Raw genomic sequence first — 14,225 nt, forward strand, 5'->3', positions numbered from 1 at the left:
CGCGTTGTCGTCACTCGCCGATGCTCCGCATCGACTCCCTCCTCCGCCTTGCAGCCGCATGCACCAGGCCCCGCTCACCGGCGTTCACAGGTGCTACCGATGCCCTGCGCCATGATCCAAACGACAGGCCCTAGAGCAGACCGGCCGCCGCGAGGTACTTCCCGACCTGCTCCACCTCGTCCGGCGCCAGCGGGGTCTGCGGCTGTGCCGTCGCCGGGCAGTCGATGATGCCGCGCAGGTGCAGCGCGGCCTTGAACGCCCCGATCGCCGAGGAGTTCGGGCCCATACGGGCCGGATCGCCGACCGACACCATGCCGAACAGGGCGCACAGCCGCTCCTGTTCGGCACGGGCCCCGTCCCAGTCCCCGGCGCGGCACAGCCGGTCCAGGCGCACATAGCCGTGCGGGTCGACGTTGCCCAGGCCCGGCACCGTGCCGTCCGCGCCGATCGCCAGGGCCGCGTCGACGATCAGCTCGGACCCGGTCAGCACGCTGAAGCCGGTGATGCCCCGGCGTTCGCGGACGCCGGTGACGACCTGGCGGAAGGCGGCCAGGTCGCCACTGGAGTCCTTCAGGCCGGCCACGACCCCGTCCGCGGCGAGTTCCAGCACCACGTCCGCCGGCAGCTTCGTGTGGACGGCGACGGGCAGGTCGTAGGCGATCACCGGGACCGGGCTCGCGGCGGCGACCGCGCGGTAGTGGCGTGCGATCTCCGCGGGGTGGGTGCGGGCGTAGAACGGGGCGGTGACGACGACCGCGTCCGCGCCCGCCGCCGTCACCGACGCGACATGGTCCAGGACCCGGGGCGTCGTCATGTCGATCGCCCCGGCGAGCACCGGGAGCCGCCCGCCCACATGGCCCGCGACCGACTCGACGACCAGCCTGCGCTGCCGGTCCGGCAGGAACGCCGCCTCCGAGGTCGAGCCGAGGACGAACAGCCCGTGCACCCCGCCGGCCACCAGATGGTCGACCAGCCGGAGCAGCGAGGGGACGTCCACCTCGCCGTCCGGTGTCAGGGGCGTGCAGACGGGCGGGATGACACCGGTCAGCGGGGTGAACGTCATGGGGCCTCCATCGGGTCGCGCCGGCGGACGAGGTCGCGGGTTGACTCGTCCTCCCCGACAGGATGGTGGCAGCGGTAGCGGTGTGCGGGCGCCGACGCGGCGGAGAAGCCCGGCATCTCCTGCGCGCACACCCGGTCCGCCTTCCAGCAGCGCGTGCGGAACGGGCAGCCGCTCGGCGGGCGGGTCGCCGACGGCACCGGACCGACCAGCGGGATGGGCTCGACTGGGTCGAGCAGACCGGGCGTGGCGGAGAACAGGGCGCGGGTGTACGGATGCCGGGCCCGGCCGGTGACCAGGGCGGCCGGGGAGTCCTCCACGATCCGGCCCAGGTACATGGTGATCACCCGGTCGCTCATCCGCCGTACCGTGCGGATGTCGTGGGAGACGAACACCAGGGCCAGGCCCAGGCGTTCCTTCAGGTCGAGCAGGAGGTTGAGGATCTGCGCGCGGACCGACACGTCCAGGGCGCTGGTCGGCTCGTCGGCCACGATCAGGTCCGGGGCCGGCGCGAGCGCCCGGGCGATCGCGACACGCTGGCGCTGCCCGCCCGACAGCTGGGCCGGCAGCGCGGCGGCGAGTCCCCGCGGGAGACCCACGAGGGACATCAACTCGCGCACCCTCTCCTCACGTTCGCCTCTCGTGCCGCGGTCGTGCACGTCGAGCGGGTCCCGCAGGATCTGCCGGACGGTCAGACGGCGGTTCAGGGCCGTCGACGGGTCCTGGAAGACCATGCCGATGCCGGCGCCGACGGCCCGGCGGCGCTCGGCGGCCGGCATCGTCCACAGGTCACGGCCCCGGAACGACACCGTCCCCCGGGTCGGCCGCTGCACCCCGACCAGCACCTTCGCCAGCGTCGACTTGCCGCAGCCGGACTCGCCGACCACACCCACGGTCTCGCCGGGCGCGACGGCCAGATCGACGCCGGTCAGCGCGTACACCCGGTCCCGGGCGAACAGGCCGCCGCTGCGGGCCTTGTGGACGACGTGCGTGTCCGCCAACTCCACCAGCGCGTTCATGACACCGCCTCGGTCTCCGTGGCCGCCGGCCGCACGGCCGGGTGATGACAGGCCGCCGTGTGTCCGGGAGGGCCCGCCAGGACCGGAGCCGTCGTACGGCACACCTCGGCCACGCGCGGGCACCGGCCGGCGAAGCGGCACCCCGGGGGGAAGTCCGCCGGGGACGGCACGACGCCCCTGATCTGCGTCATCCGCTCCTGTGCCGACTCCAGCGACAGCACACTGCCGAGCAGACCGCGCGTGTAGTGGTGCGCCGGTGCCTCCACGAGGTCGGCGGTCACGCCCGTCTCCACGATCTGCCCGCCGTACATCACCACCACCCGGTCGGTGACGTCCGCGACCAGCGCCAGGTCGTGCGAGACCAGGATCAGAGCGAAACCGAGCTCCTCGCGCAGCCGCAGCAGCAGCTCCACGACCTGAGCCTGCACGGTCACGTCCAGGGCGGTCGTCGGCTCGTCGGCGACGATCAGCCGCGGGTCGCGGGACAGGGCCATGGCGATCAGGACGCGCTGGCGCTGGCCGCCGGACAGCTCGTGCGGGTAGCTGCGCAGGGTGCGCTCGGGGTCGAGGCCGACCATCGTCAGCAGCTCCGCCGGACTCCGCCGCCCGCCGCGCCGCACGACCTGCTTCAGCTGTGCGCGGATCGTCATCGCCGGGTTCAGCGACGACAGCGCGTCCTGGTAGATCATCGCCATGTCGTGGCCGAGCAGCCTGCGCCGGACGCGCATCGGCTCGGCGAGCAGATCCCGCTGGAGGAAACGGACCTGGCCGCCGACCCGCGCTCCCTTCGGCTCCAGGCCCATGATCGCCAGCGCGGTGAGGGACTTGCCGCAGCCCGACTCGCCGACCAGCCCGAGCACCTCCCCGGGGTGCACCTCGAAGCTGATGCCGTCCACGACGTCGACGCCGCCGTGCCGGCGGTCGAAGCCGATGACGAGGTTCTCCACGGCGAGCAACGGCTGCCCGTCCCGGGGGACGTGCCGGGCCCGGGCCCGCAGCCTGCGGGCCGCCTCCGCCAGACCGGGCAGCGGCACCACCTCCCCGCCGCCGGGCTCCGCGGCCTCCAGCCGGTCGTCCTCCGGTGCGTCCACCTCCCGCGCCGAGGGCGCCGCCCAGGCGTCCGATACCCCCTCTGACAGGATGTTCAGCGACAGCACCGTCACCAGCATCAGCAGCCCGGGGAACACCGTCGCCCACCAGCCGCCGGTCAGCACCATGTTCTTGCCGTCCGCGATGACACTGCCCCAGGACGGGTCCGGTGGCCGCACACCCGCCCCGATGAACGACAGCGACGCCTCGAAGACGATCGCCTCGGCGACCTGGACCGTGCAGAACACCAGCACCGGCGCGGCACAGTTGACCGCCACGTGCCGCAGCACGATGTAGGGCGTCCGCGCGCCGATCACCCGTTCCGCCGTCACGTAGTCCTCGCCGTACTGGTCGAGGACGTTCGCCCGGACCACCCGTGCCACCGGCGGTGTGAACAGGAACGCGATCGCGCAGATCAGCACCGTGATGCCACCGCCGAAGACCGCCACCAGCACCGCGGCCAGCGCGATGCCCGGGAACGCCATCACCACGTCCAGGCAGCGCATCAGCGTCTCGTCGACCGCCTTGCGCGAGGTCGCCGCGACCGCCCCGAGGAGCGCGCCGGCCACCAGGGCGATCCCCGTCGCGCCGAGCCCGATCGCGAGCGACCAGCGCGCCCCGTACATCAGCCGGCTGAGGATGTCCCGGCCGAGGCTGTCCTGGCCCATCCAGTGCTCGGCGGACGGGTGGCCGGTGCCGTCGACCGGCGGCCGCTGGTCGAGCGGGTCGTGGGGGGCGAGGAGCGGGGCCAGCAGCGCCACCAGGGCGACGACGGTCAGGAAGCAGGCGGCGATCTTCGACAGCGGCGGCAGCCGGCGCAGGCCGCGCAGCCGCACCCCGGGCCGGGACAGCGCCGCGGTGAGACTCCTCCGGGTCATCATGGCGTCGCATCCCTCAGTCGCGGGTTGACCAGCAGGTACAGCACGTCGATGACGAGGTTCACCACGACGAACCCGGCCGCCGTGGTCAGTACGACGCCCTGGACCACGGCCGGGTCGCCGTTCTTCACGGCGTCGATCATCAGCTTGCCCATGCCGGGCAGCGAGAAGATCGTCTCGATGACGACCGCGCCGCCGAGGAGGTAGCCGACCCGCAGGCCGAGCACGGTGAGGGGATTGATCAGGGCGTTCCTGAGGACGTTGCGCCCCACCACCACCCGGGGCGGCAGCCCGCTCCCGATCGCCGTCCGGACGTAGTCCTTGTCGAGCTCCTCCACGACGGCCGTGCGCACGATGCGGGTCAGCTGCGCCGCCACCGGCAGGGACAGGGCGAGCGCCGGGAGGATCATCGTCTTCAGCCAGCCGGTGAGGGAGTCGGCCGGGTTGATGTAGCCGCCGGTCGGGAACCAGCCCAGGTCGACCGCCAGGTACTGGATCATCAGCAGCGCCAGCCAGAAGCCGGGCGCGGCGACACCGGTCAGCGACACCACCCGGATGATCTGGTCGGGCAGCCGGTCCCGGTGGATCGCCGCGGTCACCCCGCCCACGAGGGACAGCACGACCGCGATGCCCAGACCGAGGAACGTCAGCTGCAGGGTGAGCGGCAGCGCGGTGGTGACCTGGTCGATCACCGGCGCCCGGGTCAGCGCGCTGGTGCCCAGGTCGCCGTGGAGCAGGTCGGCGACGAAGTCGGCGTAGCGCACCGGCAGGGGGTCCAGCAGCCCGTGTTCCTCGCGGAAGTCGTGCAACTGCTGCGGCGTCGGGTTGGCGCCCTGGAAGAACGCGGACGCCGGGTCGACGTCGGAGAAGCGCATCACCAGGAACACGAACAGCACGATGCCGAGCGTGAGGGGCACGAGCAGGGCGAGACGGCGGAGCAGGATGCGCGCGACGGCCGTCATCCGCTAGGCCCACCTGGCCTGGAGGAGGTTGATGCCCGGGTACGGCTGGGCCCTTATCCCGCTGAGCCGCGCCGGGTCCCAGGCCGTCATCAGCTCGTTGTGGACGACCGGGTAGAGCACGGCCTGTTCGGCGACGACGTCGATGTAGTCCTGGACGATCGCCTTCTTCCGCGCCGGGTCGGGCTCCCGGGTGGCCCGGTCCATGTCCTTGAAGAGCTGCCGGGCGACGGGGTCGGCGGCCCAGCGGGTGTACTGCATCCAGAGGTTCCCGGGGCCGTAGTTGTAGTGCATGATCAGGTCGGCGTCGAGGCCGAACTGGTTGGGGTTCGAGGCGGCCACGACCACCTGGTAGTCCTGCTTCTGGTCCAGCTTCGTGAACACGGCGGTGGTCTCCTGCGGCGACAGGTTCGTCTTCACCCCGATCGCGTCCCAGGACGCCTTGATGGTGGGCAGGCAGTCCACGATCCAGCTGACGTTGACGGCCAGGATGCCGATGCTCAGCCCCTTGACGCCGGCCTCCTTCAGCAGCGCCTTCGCCTTGTCCGGGTCGTGGTCGTAGACCGTCTTCGCCCGGCGATAGGACGGGTTGGCCTCATCGAGGAAGGAACTGGACGGCCTGCCGTGGCCCTTGAGCGCGACCTCCACCATCTTCTCGGTGTCGATGGCGTAGTGCAGCGCCTGGCGCACCCGCACGTCGTCGAACGGCTTGTGCCGGGTGTTGAACATCAGGAACAGGTTGTTCATCCCGGCCCCGCCGGCGACCGTCATGCCCCCGCTCTCCAACTGCCCGATGTTGGCGTACGGGATGTTGTCGGCGATCTGCGCGCCCGCGCTCGACCCCGAGATCTTCGCGACGCGGGGGGCGGCGTCCACGATCGTCAGCCAGTTCATCTTCCGGAAGGCGGGCTTGCGGGGGCCGTTGTAGCCGTCGAACGCCTCGAAGGTCGTGTTGGACTTCGGGTGGTGCGCGGTCTGCCGGTACGGCCCCGAGCCGATCGCCTTGCCCTTGATCGCGTCGTCCCAGGCGCCCGGCCGGGAGAACACGTGCTTGGGCATGATCTTGGCGAGCGTCAGCCGCGACAGCCCGTCCGGGAACGGGAACTTCAGCACCAGCTCCACGTTCCGCGCGTCGATCTTCCTGACCTCCTTCAGCCAGCTTGCGAAGAAGCCCTTGGCGAGGGTCTGGGTGTCCGGGTCGAGGATCCGCTCGAAGACGAAGACGACGTCGTCGGCGGTGACGGGCTTGCCGTCGTGGAACGTCGCACCCGCCCGCAGCGTGAACCTCCACGTGGTGCTGCCCGGGTCCTTCGGCACCTCGGTCGCCAGCGCGGCGTACGGCTTGCGCGAGATCGGGTCCGTGTCCAGCAGCCCCTCGTAGATGTGGTGGTTGGCGGCCATGCAGAACGCCGACGCCGTCTGCGTGGGGTCCCAGCTGCCGTCGTTGCCGTAACCGATCACCGCGGTGAGGGTCCGGTCCCGGCCGCCGCCGCTGCCGGTGTCGTTGGTGGACTCCGGCCCCGACGAACAGGCCGACAGCGACGCGGAGACGGCGGCGGCCGCGCCCAGCGCGCCCGTGTACTTAAGGAACGCCCGGCGGTGCGGCGCCGGCACGTCGGGGGTCACGTCGCGCACGGGTCCTCCAGCGAGGGTCTGGGGGGGGGGGAGGGGACTGGCAGCGGAGATACGACGTCCTACGTCCGGTGGTCAGCGTGACCATAGGAGGGGCCGTGGGGGTGGTCAAGGGCTCGCACACGAATGGCGTAGCCGCCAGAGGCCGGACCAATGGCGCCAAATACCGCAGGTAGTTGACGACGCATCAGCCCTGGTGCGGCACCGGGTGCGCGGCCCGGACGCGCCGTCGGACCTGCGGGTCCCGGGCCGAAACCGCCACCGGGCGGACGGGGGCGGACCAGGATGAGGGGCGTGAGCGAGCTGTGGAACGAACGTGACGCCGGCGTCCTGAGACTGCCGTCCGGCCGGCTGGTACGGGGCCGGGGCCTGCGCCACCCCCTGGACCCCGGGGCGCCCCTGCCGTCCTACGGTGTCTACCTGCTGGGCCGGCAGCCGTCCGAGGTCCCCTGGGAATCCGCGTGGATCCGGTGGCCCGACTTCCGCCTCCCGGCGGACCGGGCGGCGGCCCGAGCGGTGCTGGCCGAGGCGTGGGAACGCAGCGCCGGGGAGCGGGTGGAGCTCGCCTGCGGAGGTGGCCGGGGCCGCACGGGCACGGCACTGGCCTGCCTGGCGGTGCTGGACGGGATACCGGGGGAGGAAGCGGTGGCGTACGTCCGCCGGCACTACGACCGGCGTGCGGTGGAGACGCCGTGGCAGCGGAGCTACGTGCGCTGTTTCGGCGAGGGGTGAGACCGGCCTCGGCGTACGTGCGCGGCCACGGCAAGGGCGAGCCCCTCCTTCGGCACGGCACCTCATACCTTGGTCGCGGCGCCGTAGACCGACGGCCGACGGCGGACCCGGTGTCGCGCTCGGCACAGTGGGCGGCATGGCAGAGACCAAGGGGACCAGGCAGGCGAAGGGAATCAGCCGGGCGCAGTTCCTGGCAGGGGCCGCGGCGGTGGGGATCGCCGGGGTGGCGGGGCGGGCCCGGGCCGCGGACGCCTCGCACGGCCGCGGGCTGCGGCGGCGGGGCGTCGTCTACACGGTCGGAGCGGGGGAGACGCCGGGCACCGCGTGGAGTGCCCGGCGGATGCGCCACGACATCCGGGCCATCAGGGAGGAGCTGCGCGCCGACACCGTCGACGTCACGGGCGACGGCGTCGAACGCCTCACGACGACCGCCGCGGAGGCCGCCGCGCGCGGGCTGCACGTCTGGCTGCAGCCGACCCTCGGGGACGCCCCGCAGCGCGACATCCTGGACCACATGGCCGAAACCGGCCGGTTCGCGGAGCGGCTGCGGCGGCAGGGCGCGAGCGTCGACTTCAGCGTCGGCTGCGAGTTCTGGCTGTTCGTCCCCGGCATCCTGCCGGGCGCGACGGCGCTGGAGCGCATCGAGCACCTGCAGAGCGGCACCGTCGACTGGCCGCGGACGCTGCGCCGCCTCGCCGAGTTCACGGCGAAGGCCGCCAGGACAGGCCGCTCCGTCTTCAAGGGCAACCTGAGCTACGCCGCGGCCCAGAGCATCGACGACCCGGACTGGAACCTCTTCGACATCGTCGGCATCGACTACTACGCGCACTTCGCCAAGCGCTCCGACCACGTCCGGGAGCTGAAGCGGTACCTGAAGTGGGGCAAGCCGCTGGCCATCACGGAGTTCGGCACCTGCGCGTACGTCGGTGCGCCCGAGACCGGCGGCATGGGCTGGGACGTCGTCGACCACGACAAGGACCCGGCGGAGATCAAGGGCGACCTGATCCGCCGCGAACGCGTCCAGGCCGACTACGTGGGCGGGCTGCTGGACGTCTTCGCGTCGATGAGCCTGTACGGGGCGATGGCCTTCGAGTTCATCAGCGCCGACGCCCCGCACCGCCCGGACGCGCCCCGCCACGACCTCGACATGGCGTCCTACGCCCTCACCAAAGTCATCAAGGACCGCCCGGACGACCCCGCCTCCGGCTGGCACTGGGAGCCGAAGGAGGCGTTTCACGCGGTGGCCCGCCGATACGGGGCGGCGGGCCAGCGCACCGCTCAGTCGCAGTAGAGGTCGGCGGCGGGCCGTGTGCCCGTGGCGAGGAACCGGGAGACGGTCCGGTCGCCGCAGGCGTTGCCGTTGTCCAGATAGGCGTCGTGGCCGGTGGAGTTCACGGTGACCATGACGGCCCGCTCGCCGAGGGCCCGGCGCAGCTTGCGGGCCCCGGCGAGCGGGGTGGCGACGTCCCGTTCGTTCTGCACGAGCAGGATGTTGGAGGGCCCCTGGCCGGTGATCCGCACGGCCGGCTCCCTCGGAGCGAACGGCCAGGCGGCGCACACCATCGGCCCGCGCGGCATGCCCGCGGTCAGCGGGTACACGGCCCGGCTCTCGTGGACGTCCTTCTGGTAGGCGTCGGCCGAGTCGGGCCAGTCGACGTCGTTGCAGACGGTGCCGACGCCGACGGCGGCGATGTTCTGGAGGACCGGCTCGGGCGGGGCCTCGGGCACGGGCGGCACGTCCCCTTCGCGGGCGGCCCGGATGGCCTTGGCCAGTGCCGGGTAGTCGTCGGGGTCGTAGAGGCTGGACAGCATGATCTGGCGGAGCGCGTTGCCGTCCAGCCGGGGCGGGTTGGCGCCGGGCCAGGGGAGCGGTTCGCGGTCCAGCCGGGCGGCGAGCCGCAGGAAGCCGGACCGCACCTCGGCGGGCGTACGGGCGACCCGGTACGGATTGCCGGGCCGGGCGGCCCACTTGGCGAACTCGGGGAAGGTGTCCTCGACGCCGACCTCGAAGGCGGCGAGCCAGTTGCGGGTCACGCGGGTGTGGTCGGGGTCGTCGTTGCTGTCCAGCACGATGCGGTCGGTGCGGTGCGGGAACAACTGGCTGTAGACGGCGCCGACATAGGTGCCGTACGAGACACCCCACGCGGAGATCCTCTCCTCGCCCAGGGCGGCCCGGAGGCGGTCCAGGTCACGGGCCTCGTTGGCGGTGCTGATGTGCCGGATCAGTTCGCCGCCGTCACGCACACAGGCCTCGGCCGTACGCCGGGCGGTGGCCATGTTCTCGTCGAGGGAACCGTCCGGGGCGGGCCAGGGCAGACGCTTCGTCATGCTGAGGTCGGCGGGGTCGAGTGCGCAGTCGACGGCGGTGGAGGGCGCCATGCCGCGCGGCGCGAACCCGACGAGGTCGTACATCTCCCGCACCTTCCGCGGCAGCTTCTGCCCCTTCCCGGAGGGGTCGCCGAGACTGTCTCCGCCGGGACCGCCCGGGATGAGCAACAGAGCGCCCCGCCGCGCGGACGGCTTCTCGCTGGGAATCCGCGAGACGGCGATCCGGATCTTCGGGCTGCCCGGGTCGGAGTGGTCCATGGGCACGTCGAGGGTGGCGCACTGCTGTCTCGGGTCGAGGCCGGGGCCGGTGCACTCACCCCAGTCGAGGGAGTCGGGTGCGGCGGCGGACGCCCCGCCGGGTCCGGAGAACCCCAACACCGCACAGGCGGCGGCGACGAGCGCCGCGTACTTCGTGATCCTCTTCATACCCGGCAGCCTGACCGACCCGCCCGAACATCCCCATCCGGGCAACTGCCTTGTCTTTCAGGGGGTTTGCCCCAGGGCTGCCCCTCGGGGTCCGCACCGGACGCCCCGGGCGGAATCTTGAGAGCCGTATCGGGCCGGCGCAGCAGGAAGACGCGGTCGCGCGGGCGCAGAGTCCCTGCGCGTTCCGCGTGCCATTCCGTTGCTCTCACGGCTGGATTGTTTCGGAATGAGCCCCGTTATGCAGTGCCCCGTGCCGAACCCCTGCGCGTTGCAGCGCAGTTGTCGGTCATACATCCCTCCGGAGTTTAGTCGCCGAGAGTCACCACCGGGACGCGAAGAGTAAAAACGCGCAGGAAGGGGGAGCACGGTGGAGGCACGGAACTCGGCGCTCTGCGTCGAAGAAACGGAGGACGCGGTGAAAGAATTGCGGGCAGAACTCGCCAGGGCCGGAAGTACCCTGCTCACACTGGAACCCGACCCGGTGAGTCTCGCGCGAAAAGCGCCCTGCCCGCTCGTCGTACCGGGCCGGTCCGCCGTACCGCGCACCGGTCGTGGCGCCCCCCACGCCACCTGCCGGCTCACGGAGGTGGCGCGATGAAGCCTCCGGTCGGCGCGTACGTCGTGGACACCCGCAGTGGTCGCATCGGCATCGTCATGGGGCATGAGGGGCCCTATGTGCAGCTGCGGCCGTACGGGGGCGGCCGGGAATGGGACGCCGACCCCGGAGCCGTCCGGCACGCCACCCCCTCCGAGTGGCTGAGCGCGGCGACCGCGTACGCCAACGCCCGCAGCAGGGGCGAGGTCCCTTGACGGGACGGCCCTGCCAGAATGGCTCCATGAGTCTGTTCCGCGACGACGGCATCGTGCTGCGCACCCAGAAGCTGGGTGAGGCGGACCGGATCATCACCCTGCTCACGCGCGGTCACGGACGGGTACGCGCGGTGGCCCGGGGCGTGCGCCGGACGAAGTCGAAGTTCGGTGCGCGTCTCGAACCGTTCTCCCACGTCGACGTGCAGTTCTTCGCGAAGGGGAGCGAGCTGGTCGGGCGCGGCCTTCCGCTGTGCACCCAGAGCGAGACCATCGCGCCCTACGGCGGCGGCATCGTCACCGACTACGCCCGGTACACGGCCGGCACCGTCATGCTGGAGACCGCCGAGCGCTTCACCGACCACGAGGGGGAGCCGGCCGTGCAGCAGTACCTGCTGCTGGTCGGCGGCCTGCGGACCCTCGCCCGGGGGGAGCACGCACCCCACCTCGTGCTCGACGCGTTCCTGCTCCGCTCCCTCGCCGTCAACGGCTACGCCCCGAGCTTCACCGACTGCGCGAAGTGCGGGATGCCCGGACCGAACCGGTTCTTCTCGGTCGCCTCGGGCGGATCCGTCTGCGGGGACTGCCGCGTCCCCGGCAGCGTCGTACCCTCGCCCCAGGCCCTGGAACTCCTCGCCGCCCTGCTTACGGGAGACTGGGACACCGCCGACGCGTGCGAGGCGCGCTACGTCCGGGAGGGCAGCGGGCTGGTGTCCGCGTATCTGCACTGGCACATGGAGCGCGGGCTGCGCTCCCTGCGCTACGTCGAGAAGTAGCGCGAGCCGCGCACCACACGGCAGCGCACAACCGAGCAGCACAGAAGCAAGCGAGCACGAGGAGACGAGAAACACATGGCCGTACGCGGGATCCTGGGGCGCCAGCGCCGGGAGTACAGGACGCCGGAGCCGCACCCGTCCGGCGCGCGGCCCCCGAAGATCCCCGGGGAGTTCGTACCGCAGCATGTGGCGATCGTCATGGACGGCAACGGCCGCTGGGCCAAGGACCGGGGCCTGCCGCGCACCGAGGGGCACAAGGTCGGCGCCGAGCGCGTGCTGGACGTGCTCCAGGGGGCCATCGAGATGGGCGTGGGCGCCATCTCCCTGTACGCCTTCTCCACCGAGAACTGGAAGCGCTCGCCCGACGAGGTGCGCTTCCTGATGAACTTCAACCGGGACTTCATCCGCAAGACCCGGGACCAGCTCGACGAGCTGGGCATCCGGGTGCGCTGGGTCGGGCGGATGCCGAAGCTGTGGCGGTCCGTGGCCAAGGAGCTCCAGGTCGCCCAGGAGCAGACCAAGGACAACGACAAGCTCACGCTCTACTTCTGCATGAACTACGGCGGGCGGGCCGAGATCGCCGACGCGGCCCAGGCGCTGGCGGAGGACGTGAAGAGCGGCAGGCTCGACCCGTCCAAGGTCAACGAGAAGACCTTCGCGAAGTACCTGTACTACCCGGACATGCCGGACGTGGACCTGTTCCTGCGGCCCAGCGGCGAGCAGCGCACCTCCAACTACCTGATCTGGCAGAGCGCCTACGCCGAGATGGTCTTCCAGGACGTGCTGTGGCCGGACTTCGACCGGCGCGACCTGTGGCGGGCCTGCCTGGAGTTCGCCTCACGGGACCGCCGCTTCGGCGGGGCGATCCCGAACGAGGAGCTGCTGGCCATGGAGGGCAAGCAGGCGTAGGCCCCAAGGCGCCCCGACAGCCTCTCCGGTGGCCCGGTGGCCCGGTGGCCCGGTGGCCCGGTGGCCCGGTGGCCCGGTGGCCCGGTGGCCCGCCGGCCCGGCAGCCCCCACCGGCCCAGGAGCCCCCAGAGCCCCGGCAGCCCCTCCGGTGGCAGTCGGGGCGCCGCGGCGGTGTCCTGGTCGCATGGGTTCCACCGCCGTCAGCGCGCCGGGCCGGACCGCACACCGGGCCGGGGTCTTCACCGCGTCCTCGCTGGCCCTGTTCTGCATCCAGCTGGACTTCTTCGCGCTCAACCTGGCCATCCCCGGGATCTCCGCCGAACTGGACACGACCGTTTCCGCGGCGCAGTGGACGCTGTCCGCGTACATGCTCGCCGTCGGCTGTCTGTTCATCGTCGGGGGACGGCTGGGCGACCTCCTCGGCCGGCGTCCGGTCCTGCTGGCCGGGACCGGGCTGTTCGCCACCGCCTCCGTCGGCTGCGCCCTCGCCCCGAGCCTCGACGTGCTCGTCGTGGCCCGGATCGTGCAGGGCGCGGGCGCGGCGCTGATCTTCCCCGCGTCGGTCTCCGTCGTCACCAACGCCTTTCCGGAGGAGACCCGGGCCCGGGCGCTCGGCGCGATGTTCGGCATCGCCAACGTCGGCACCGCCCTCGGACCGTTCGTCGGCGGCGGCTTCACCGACGGGCCGGGCTGGCGGTGGATCTTCTGGCTGCTGGCCCCGCTCAGCGCCCTCTCCCTGCTGATCGCCCTGCGCTACGTCCCCGACTCGCGGGACGAGAGCGCCCCGCGCCAGGTCGACCTGCCGGGCTGCCTGGCCGTCGTGACGAGCCTGGCCGCCCTGACCCTGGCCGTGGAGCGGGGGAGCGCCTGGGGCTGGGACCACGCCCGCACGCTCGCCCTGTTCGGGCTCGCCGTGGTGGCCGGCGGCCTCTTCGTGCTGCGGGAGCGGACCTGCCGGCATCCGCTGGTCGACTTCCGGCTCTTTCGCAACATCCGCTTCGACCTCGTCACCGTGATGGGGTCGGTCGCCAACATGGGCTACGCCGTCACCGTGTTCCTCGCCACCCTGCAGTTGCAGCAGGTGCGGGGCCTGTCGGCGATCCTGTCCGGCACGGTGTTCCTCGCCCCGGCCGTCATGGTCGCCTGCTCGGGTCCGATCGGCGCCTGGCTGTCCGGCCGGATGCGCGCCACCAGCGTCATGGCCCTGGCCGGGGCCGTCGCCGGCACCGGCATGATCGGGCTCAGCTGGGCGTGGTCCTGGTGGGTCTACCTGCCCGTGTTCACGTGGTGCGCGCTCGGGCTGGGCCTGGGCTGGACCTTCGCCAGCGTGGCCACTCAGCAGGTCGTCTCACCCGCCCGCGCCGGAGAGGCCTCGGGCGTCGTCCTCACGGCTCTCGTCACACTCGGCGCGATCGGCCTCGCGGCGGTGGCGGCGGCCATCACCTCGCTCACCCCCGAGACCGGCCCGGAGGATGCCTACGACCTCGTCCTGCGGGTCGGCGGCGCCATGATCCTGGCCGCCTCGGCCCTGTCGCTCCTGGTGCGCCGCCGGCTCAGCGCCCGGGGCGCGTGACAGGCCAGGAGTCTTCCGCCCTCAGGGGCGCGGGGAA

At 72.3% G+C, this 14,225-nt stretch carries 12 protein-coding genes; 6 read left to right on the top strand and 6 right to left on the bottom strand.

Going from position 1 to position 14,225, the window contains the following annotated elements:
* Positions 1–130 precede the first annotated feature (130 nt).
* From ACFZDI_RS18965 to ACFZDI_RS18985, 5 genes are read right to left on the bottom strand one after another with little or no spacing between them, the layout of a single operon-like run.
* The gene (locus ACFZDI_RS18965) at positions 131–1,063 is read right to left on the bottom strand and encodes a dihydrodipicolinate synthase family protein (RefSeq protein ID WP_391251834.1); all 933 of its coding nucleotides are present in this window, start codon (positions 1,061–1,063) and stop codon (positions 131–133) included.
* A complete protein-coding gene (locus ACFZDI_RS18970) occupies positions 1,060–2,079 on the bottom strand; it encodes an oligopeptide/dipeptide ABC transporter ATP-binding protein (protein ID WP_391251836.1) in 1,020 nt (339 codons plus the stop codon). The genes ACFZDI_RS18965 and ACFZDI_RS18970 overlap by 4 nt, the downstream gene beginning before the upstream one ends.
* A complete protein-coding gene (locus tag ACFZDI_RS18975) occupies positions 2,076–4,049 on the bottom strand; it encodes an oligopeptide/dipeptide ABC transporter ATP-binding protein (protein ID WP_391251838.1) in 1,974 nt (657 codons plus the stop codon). Before ACFZDI_RS18975 ends, ACFZDI_RS18970 begins: the two co-directional genes overlap by 4 nt.
* On the bottom strand, positions 4,046–5,008 hold the full coding sequence (locus ACFZDI_RS18980) for an ABC transporter permease subunit (protein WP_391251840.1): 963 nt from the start codon (positions 5,006–5,008) through the stop codon (positions 4,046–4,048). Before ACFZDI_RS18980 ends, ACFZDI_RS18975 begins: the two co-directional genes overlap by 4 nt.
* Before the next feature lie 3 nt (positions 5,009–5,011).
* On the bottom strand, positions 5,012–6,640 hold the full coding sequence (locus ACFZDI_RS18985; RefSeq protein ID WP_391251842.1) for an ABC transporter substrate-binding protein: 1,629 nt from the start codon (positions 6,638–6,640) through the stop codon (positions 5,012–5,014).
* A 282-nt stretch (positions 6,641–6,922) separates the two neighbouring features.
* Here ACFZDI_RS18985 and ACFZDI_RS18990 point away from each other — a divergent pair, with 282 nt between their 5' ends.
* Positions 6,923–7,369, top strand: a complete 447-nt coding sequence (locus ACFZDI_RS18990) for a protein phosphatase (RefSeq protein ID WP_391251844.1) — start codon at positions 6,923–6,925, stop codon at positions 7,367–7,369.
* Positions 7,370–7,505: 136 nt separating this feature from the next.
* The gene (locus ACFZDI_RS18995; protein WP_391251846.1) at positions 7,506–8,660 is read left to right on the top strand and encodes an abortive phage infection protein; all 1,155 of its coding nucleotides are present in this window, start codon (positions 7,506–7,508) and stop codon (positions 8,658–8,660) included.
* Here the strand turns inward: ACFZDI_RS18995 and ACFZDI_RS19000 are convergent.
* Positions 8,648–10,123 (bottom strand): alpha/beta fold hydrolase, encoded by a 1,476-nt coding sequence (locus tag ACFZDI_RS19000; RefSeq protein ID WP_391251849.1) that lies wholly within the window; start codon positions 10,121–10,123, stop codon positions 8,648–8,650. The two genes, ACFZDI_RS18995 and ACFZDI_RS19000, sit on opposite strands and share 13 nt — an antisense overlap.
* A gap of 594 nt (positions 10,124–10,717) precedes the next feature.
* Here ACFZDI_RS19000 and ACFZDI_RS19005 point away from each other — a divergent pair.
* The 4 genes from ACFZDI_RS19005 (at position 10,718) to ACFZDI_RS19020 (ending at position 14,188) form a co-directional block, all read left to right on the top strand.
* Positions 10,718–10,933: a hypothetical protein gene (locus ACFZDI_RS19005; RefSeq protein WP_234848354.1), complete on the top strand. Its 216-nt coding sequence runs from the start codon at positions 10,718–10,720 to the stop codon at positions 10,931–10,933.
* Between the two features lie 26 nt (positions 10,934–10,959).
* Entirely contained in the window at positions 10,960–11,706 is a 747-nt protein-coding gene (gene recO / locus ACFZDI_RS19010; protein ID WP_234848355.1) for a DNA repair protein RecO, read from the top strand.
* Positions 11,707–11,781: 75 nt separating this feature from the next.
* On the top strand, positions 11,782–12,615 hold the full coding sequence (locus ACFZDI_RS19015; RefSeq protein WP_234848356.1) for an isoprenyl transferase: 834 nt from the start codon (positions 11,782–11,784) through the stop codon (positions 12,613–12,615).
* A 184-nt stretch (positions 12,616–12,799) separates the two neighbouring features.
* The gene (locus ACFZDI_RS19020; RefSeq protein ID WP_391251852.1) at positions 12,800–14,188 is read left to right on the top strand and encodes an MFS transporter; all 1,389 of its coding nucleotides are present in this window, start codon (positions 12,800–12,802) and stop codon (positions 14,186–14,188) included.
* Positions 14,189–14,225: the final 37 nt, after the last annotated feature.

The organism is Streptomyces sp. NPDC007907, assembly GCF_042959365.1.
In the GTDB taxonomy this organism is placed as follows: domain Bacteria; phylum Actinomycetota; class Actinomycetes; order Streptomycetales; family Streptomycetaceae; genus Streptomyces; species Streptomyces indiaensis.

Bases quoted from the DNA above. Each gene is read 5' to 3' on its own strand.
- ACFZDI_RS19020 (WP_391251852.1), top strand. From the start codon at position 12,800: ATGGGTTCCACCGCCGTCAGCGCGCCGGGCCGGACCGCACACCGGGCC.
- ACFZDI_RS18995 (WP_391251846.1), top strand. From the start codon at position 7,506: ATGGCAGAGACCAAGGGGACCAGGCAGGCGAAGGGAATCAGCCGGGCG.
- recO (WP_234848355.1), top strand. From the start codon at position 10,960: ATGAGTCTGTTCCGCGACGACGGCATCGTGCTGCGCACCCAGAAGCTG.
- ACFZDI_RS19015 (WP_234848356.1), top strand. From the start codon at position 11,782: ATGGCCGTACGCGGGATCCTGGGGCGCCAGCGCCGGGAGTACAGGACG.
- ACFZDI_RS19000 (WP_391251849.1), bottom strand. From the start codon at position 10,123: ATGAAGAGGATCACGAAGTACGCGGCGCTCGTCGCCGCCGCCTGTGCG.
- ACFZDI_RS19005 (WP_234848354.1), top strand. From the start codon at position 10,718: ATGAAGCCTCCGGTCGGCGCGTACGTCGTGGACACCCGCAGTGGTCGC.
- ACFZDI_RS18990 (WP_391251844.1), top strand. From the start codon at position 6,923: ATGAGGGGCGTGAGCGAGCTGTGGAACGAACGTGACGCCGGCGTCCTG.
- ACFZDI_RS18980 (WP_391251840.1), bottom strand. From the start codon at position 5,008: ATGACGGCCGTCGCGCGCATCCTGCTCCGCCGTCTCGCCCTGCTCGTG.
- ACFZDI_RS18975 (WP_391251838.1), bottom strand. From the start codon at position 4,049: ATGATGACCCGGAGGAGTCTCACCGCGGCGCTGTCCCGGCCCGGGGTG.
- ACFZDI_RS18965 (WP_391251834.1), bottom strand. From the start codon at position 1,063: ATGACGTTCACCCCGCTGACCGGTGTCATCCCGCCCGTCTGCACGCCC.
- ACFZDI_RS18970 (WP_391251836.1), bottom strand. From the start codon at position 2,079: ATGAACGCGCTGGTGGAGTTGGCGGACACGCACGTCGTCCACAAGGCC.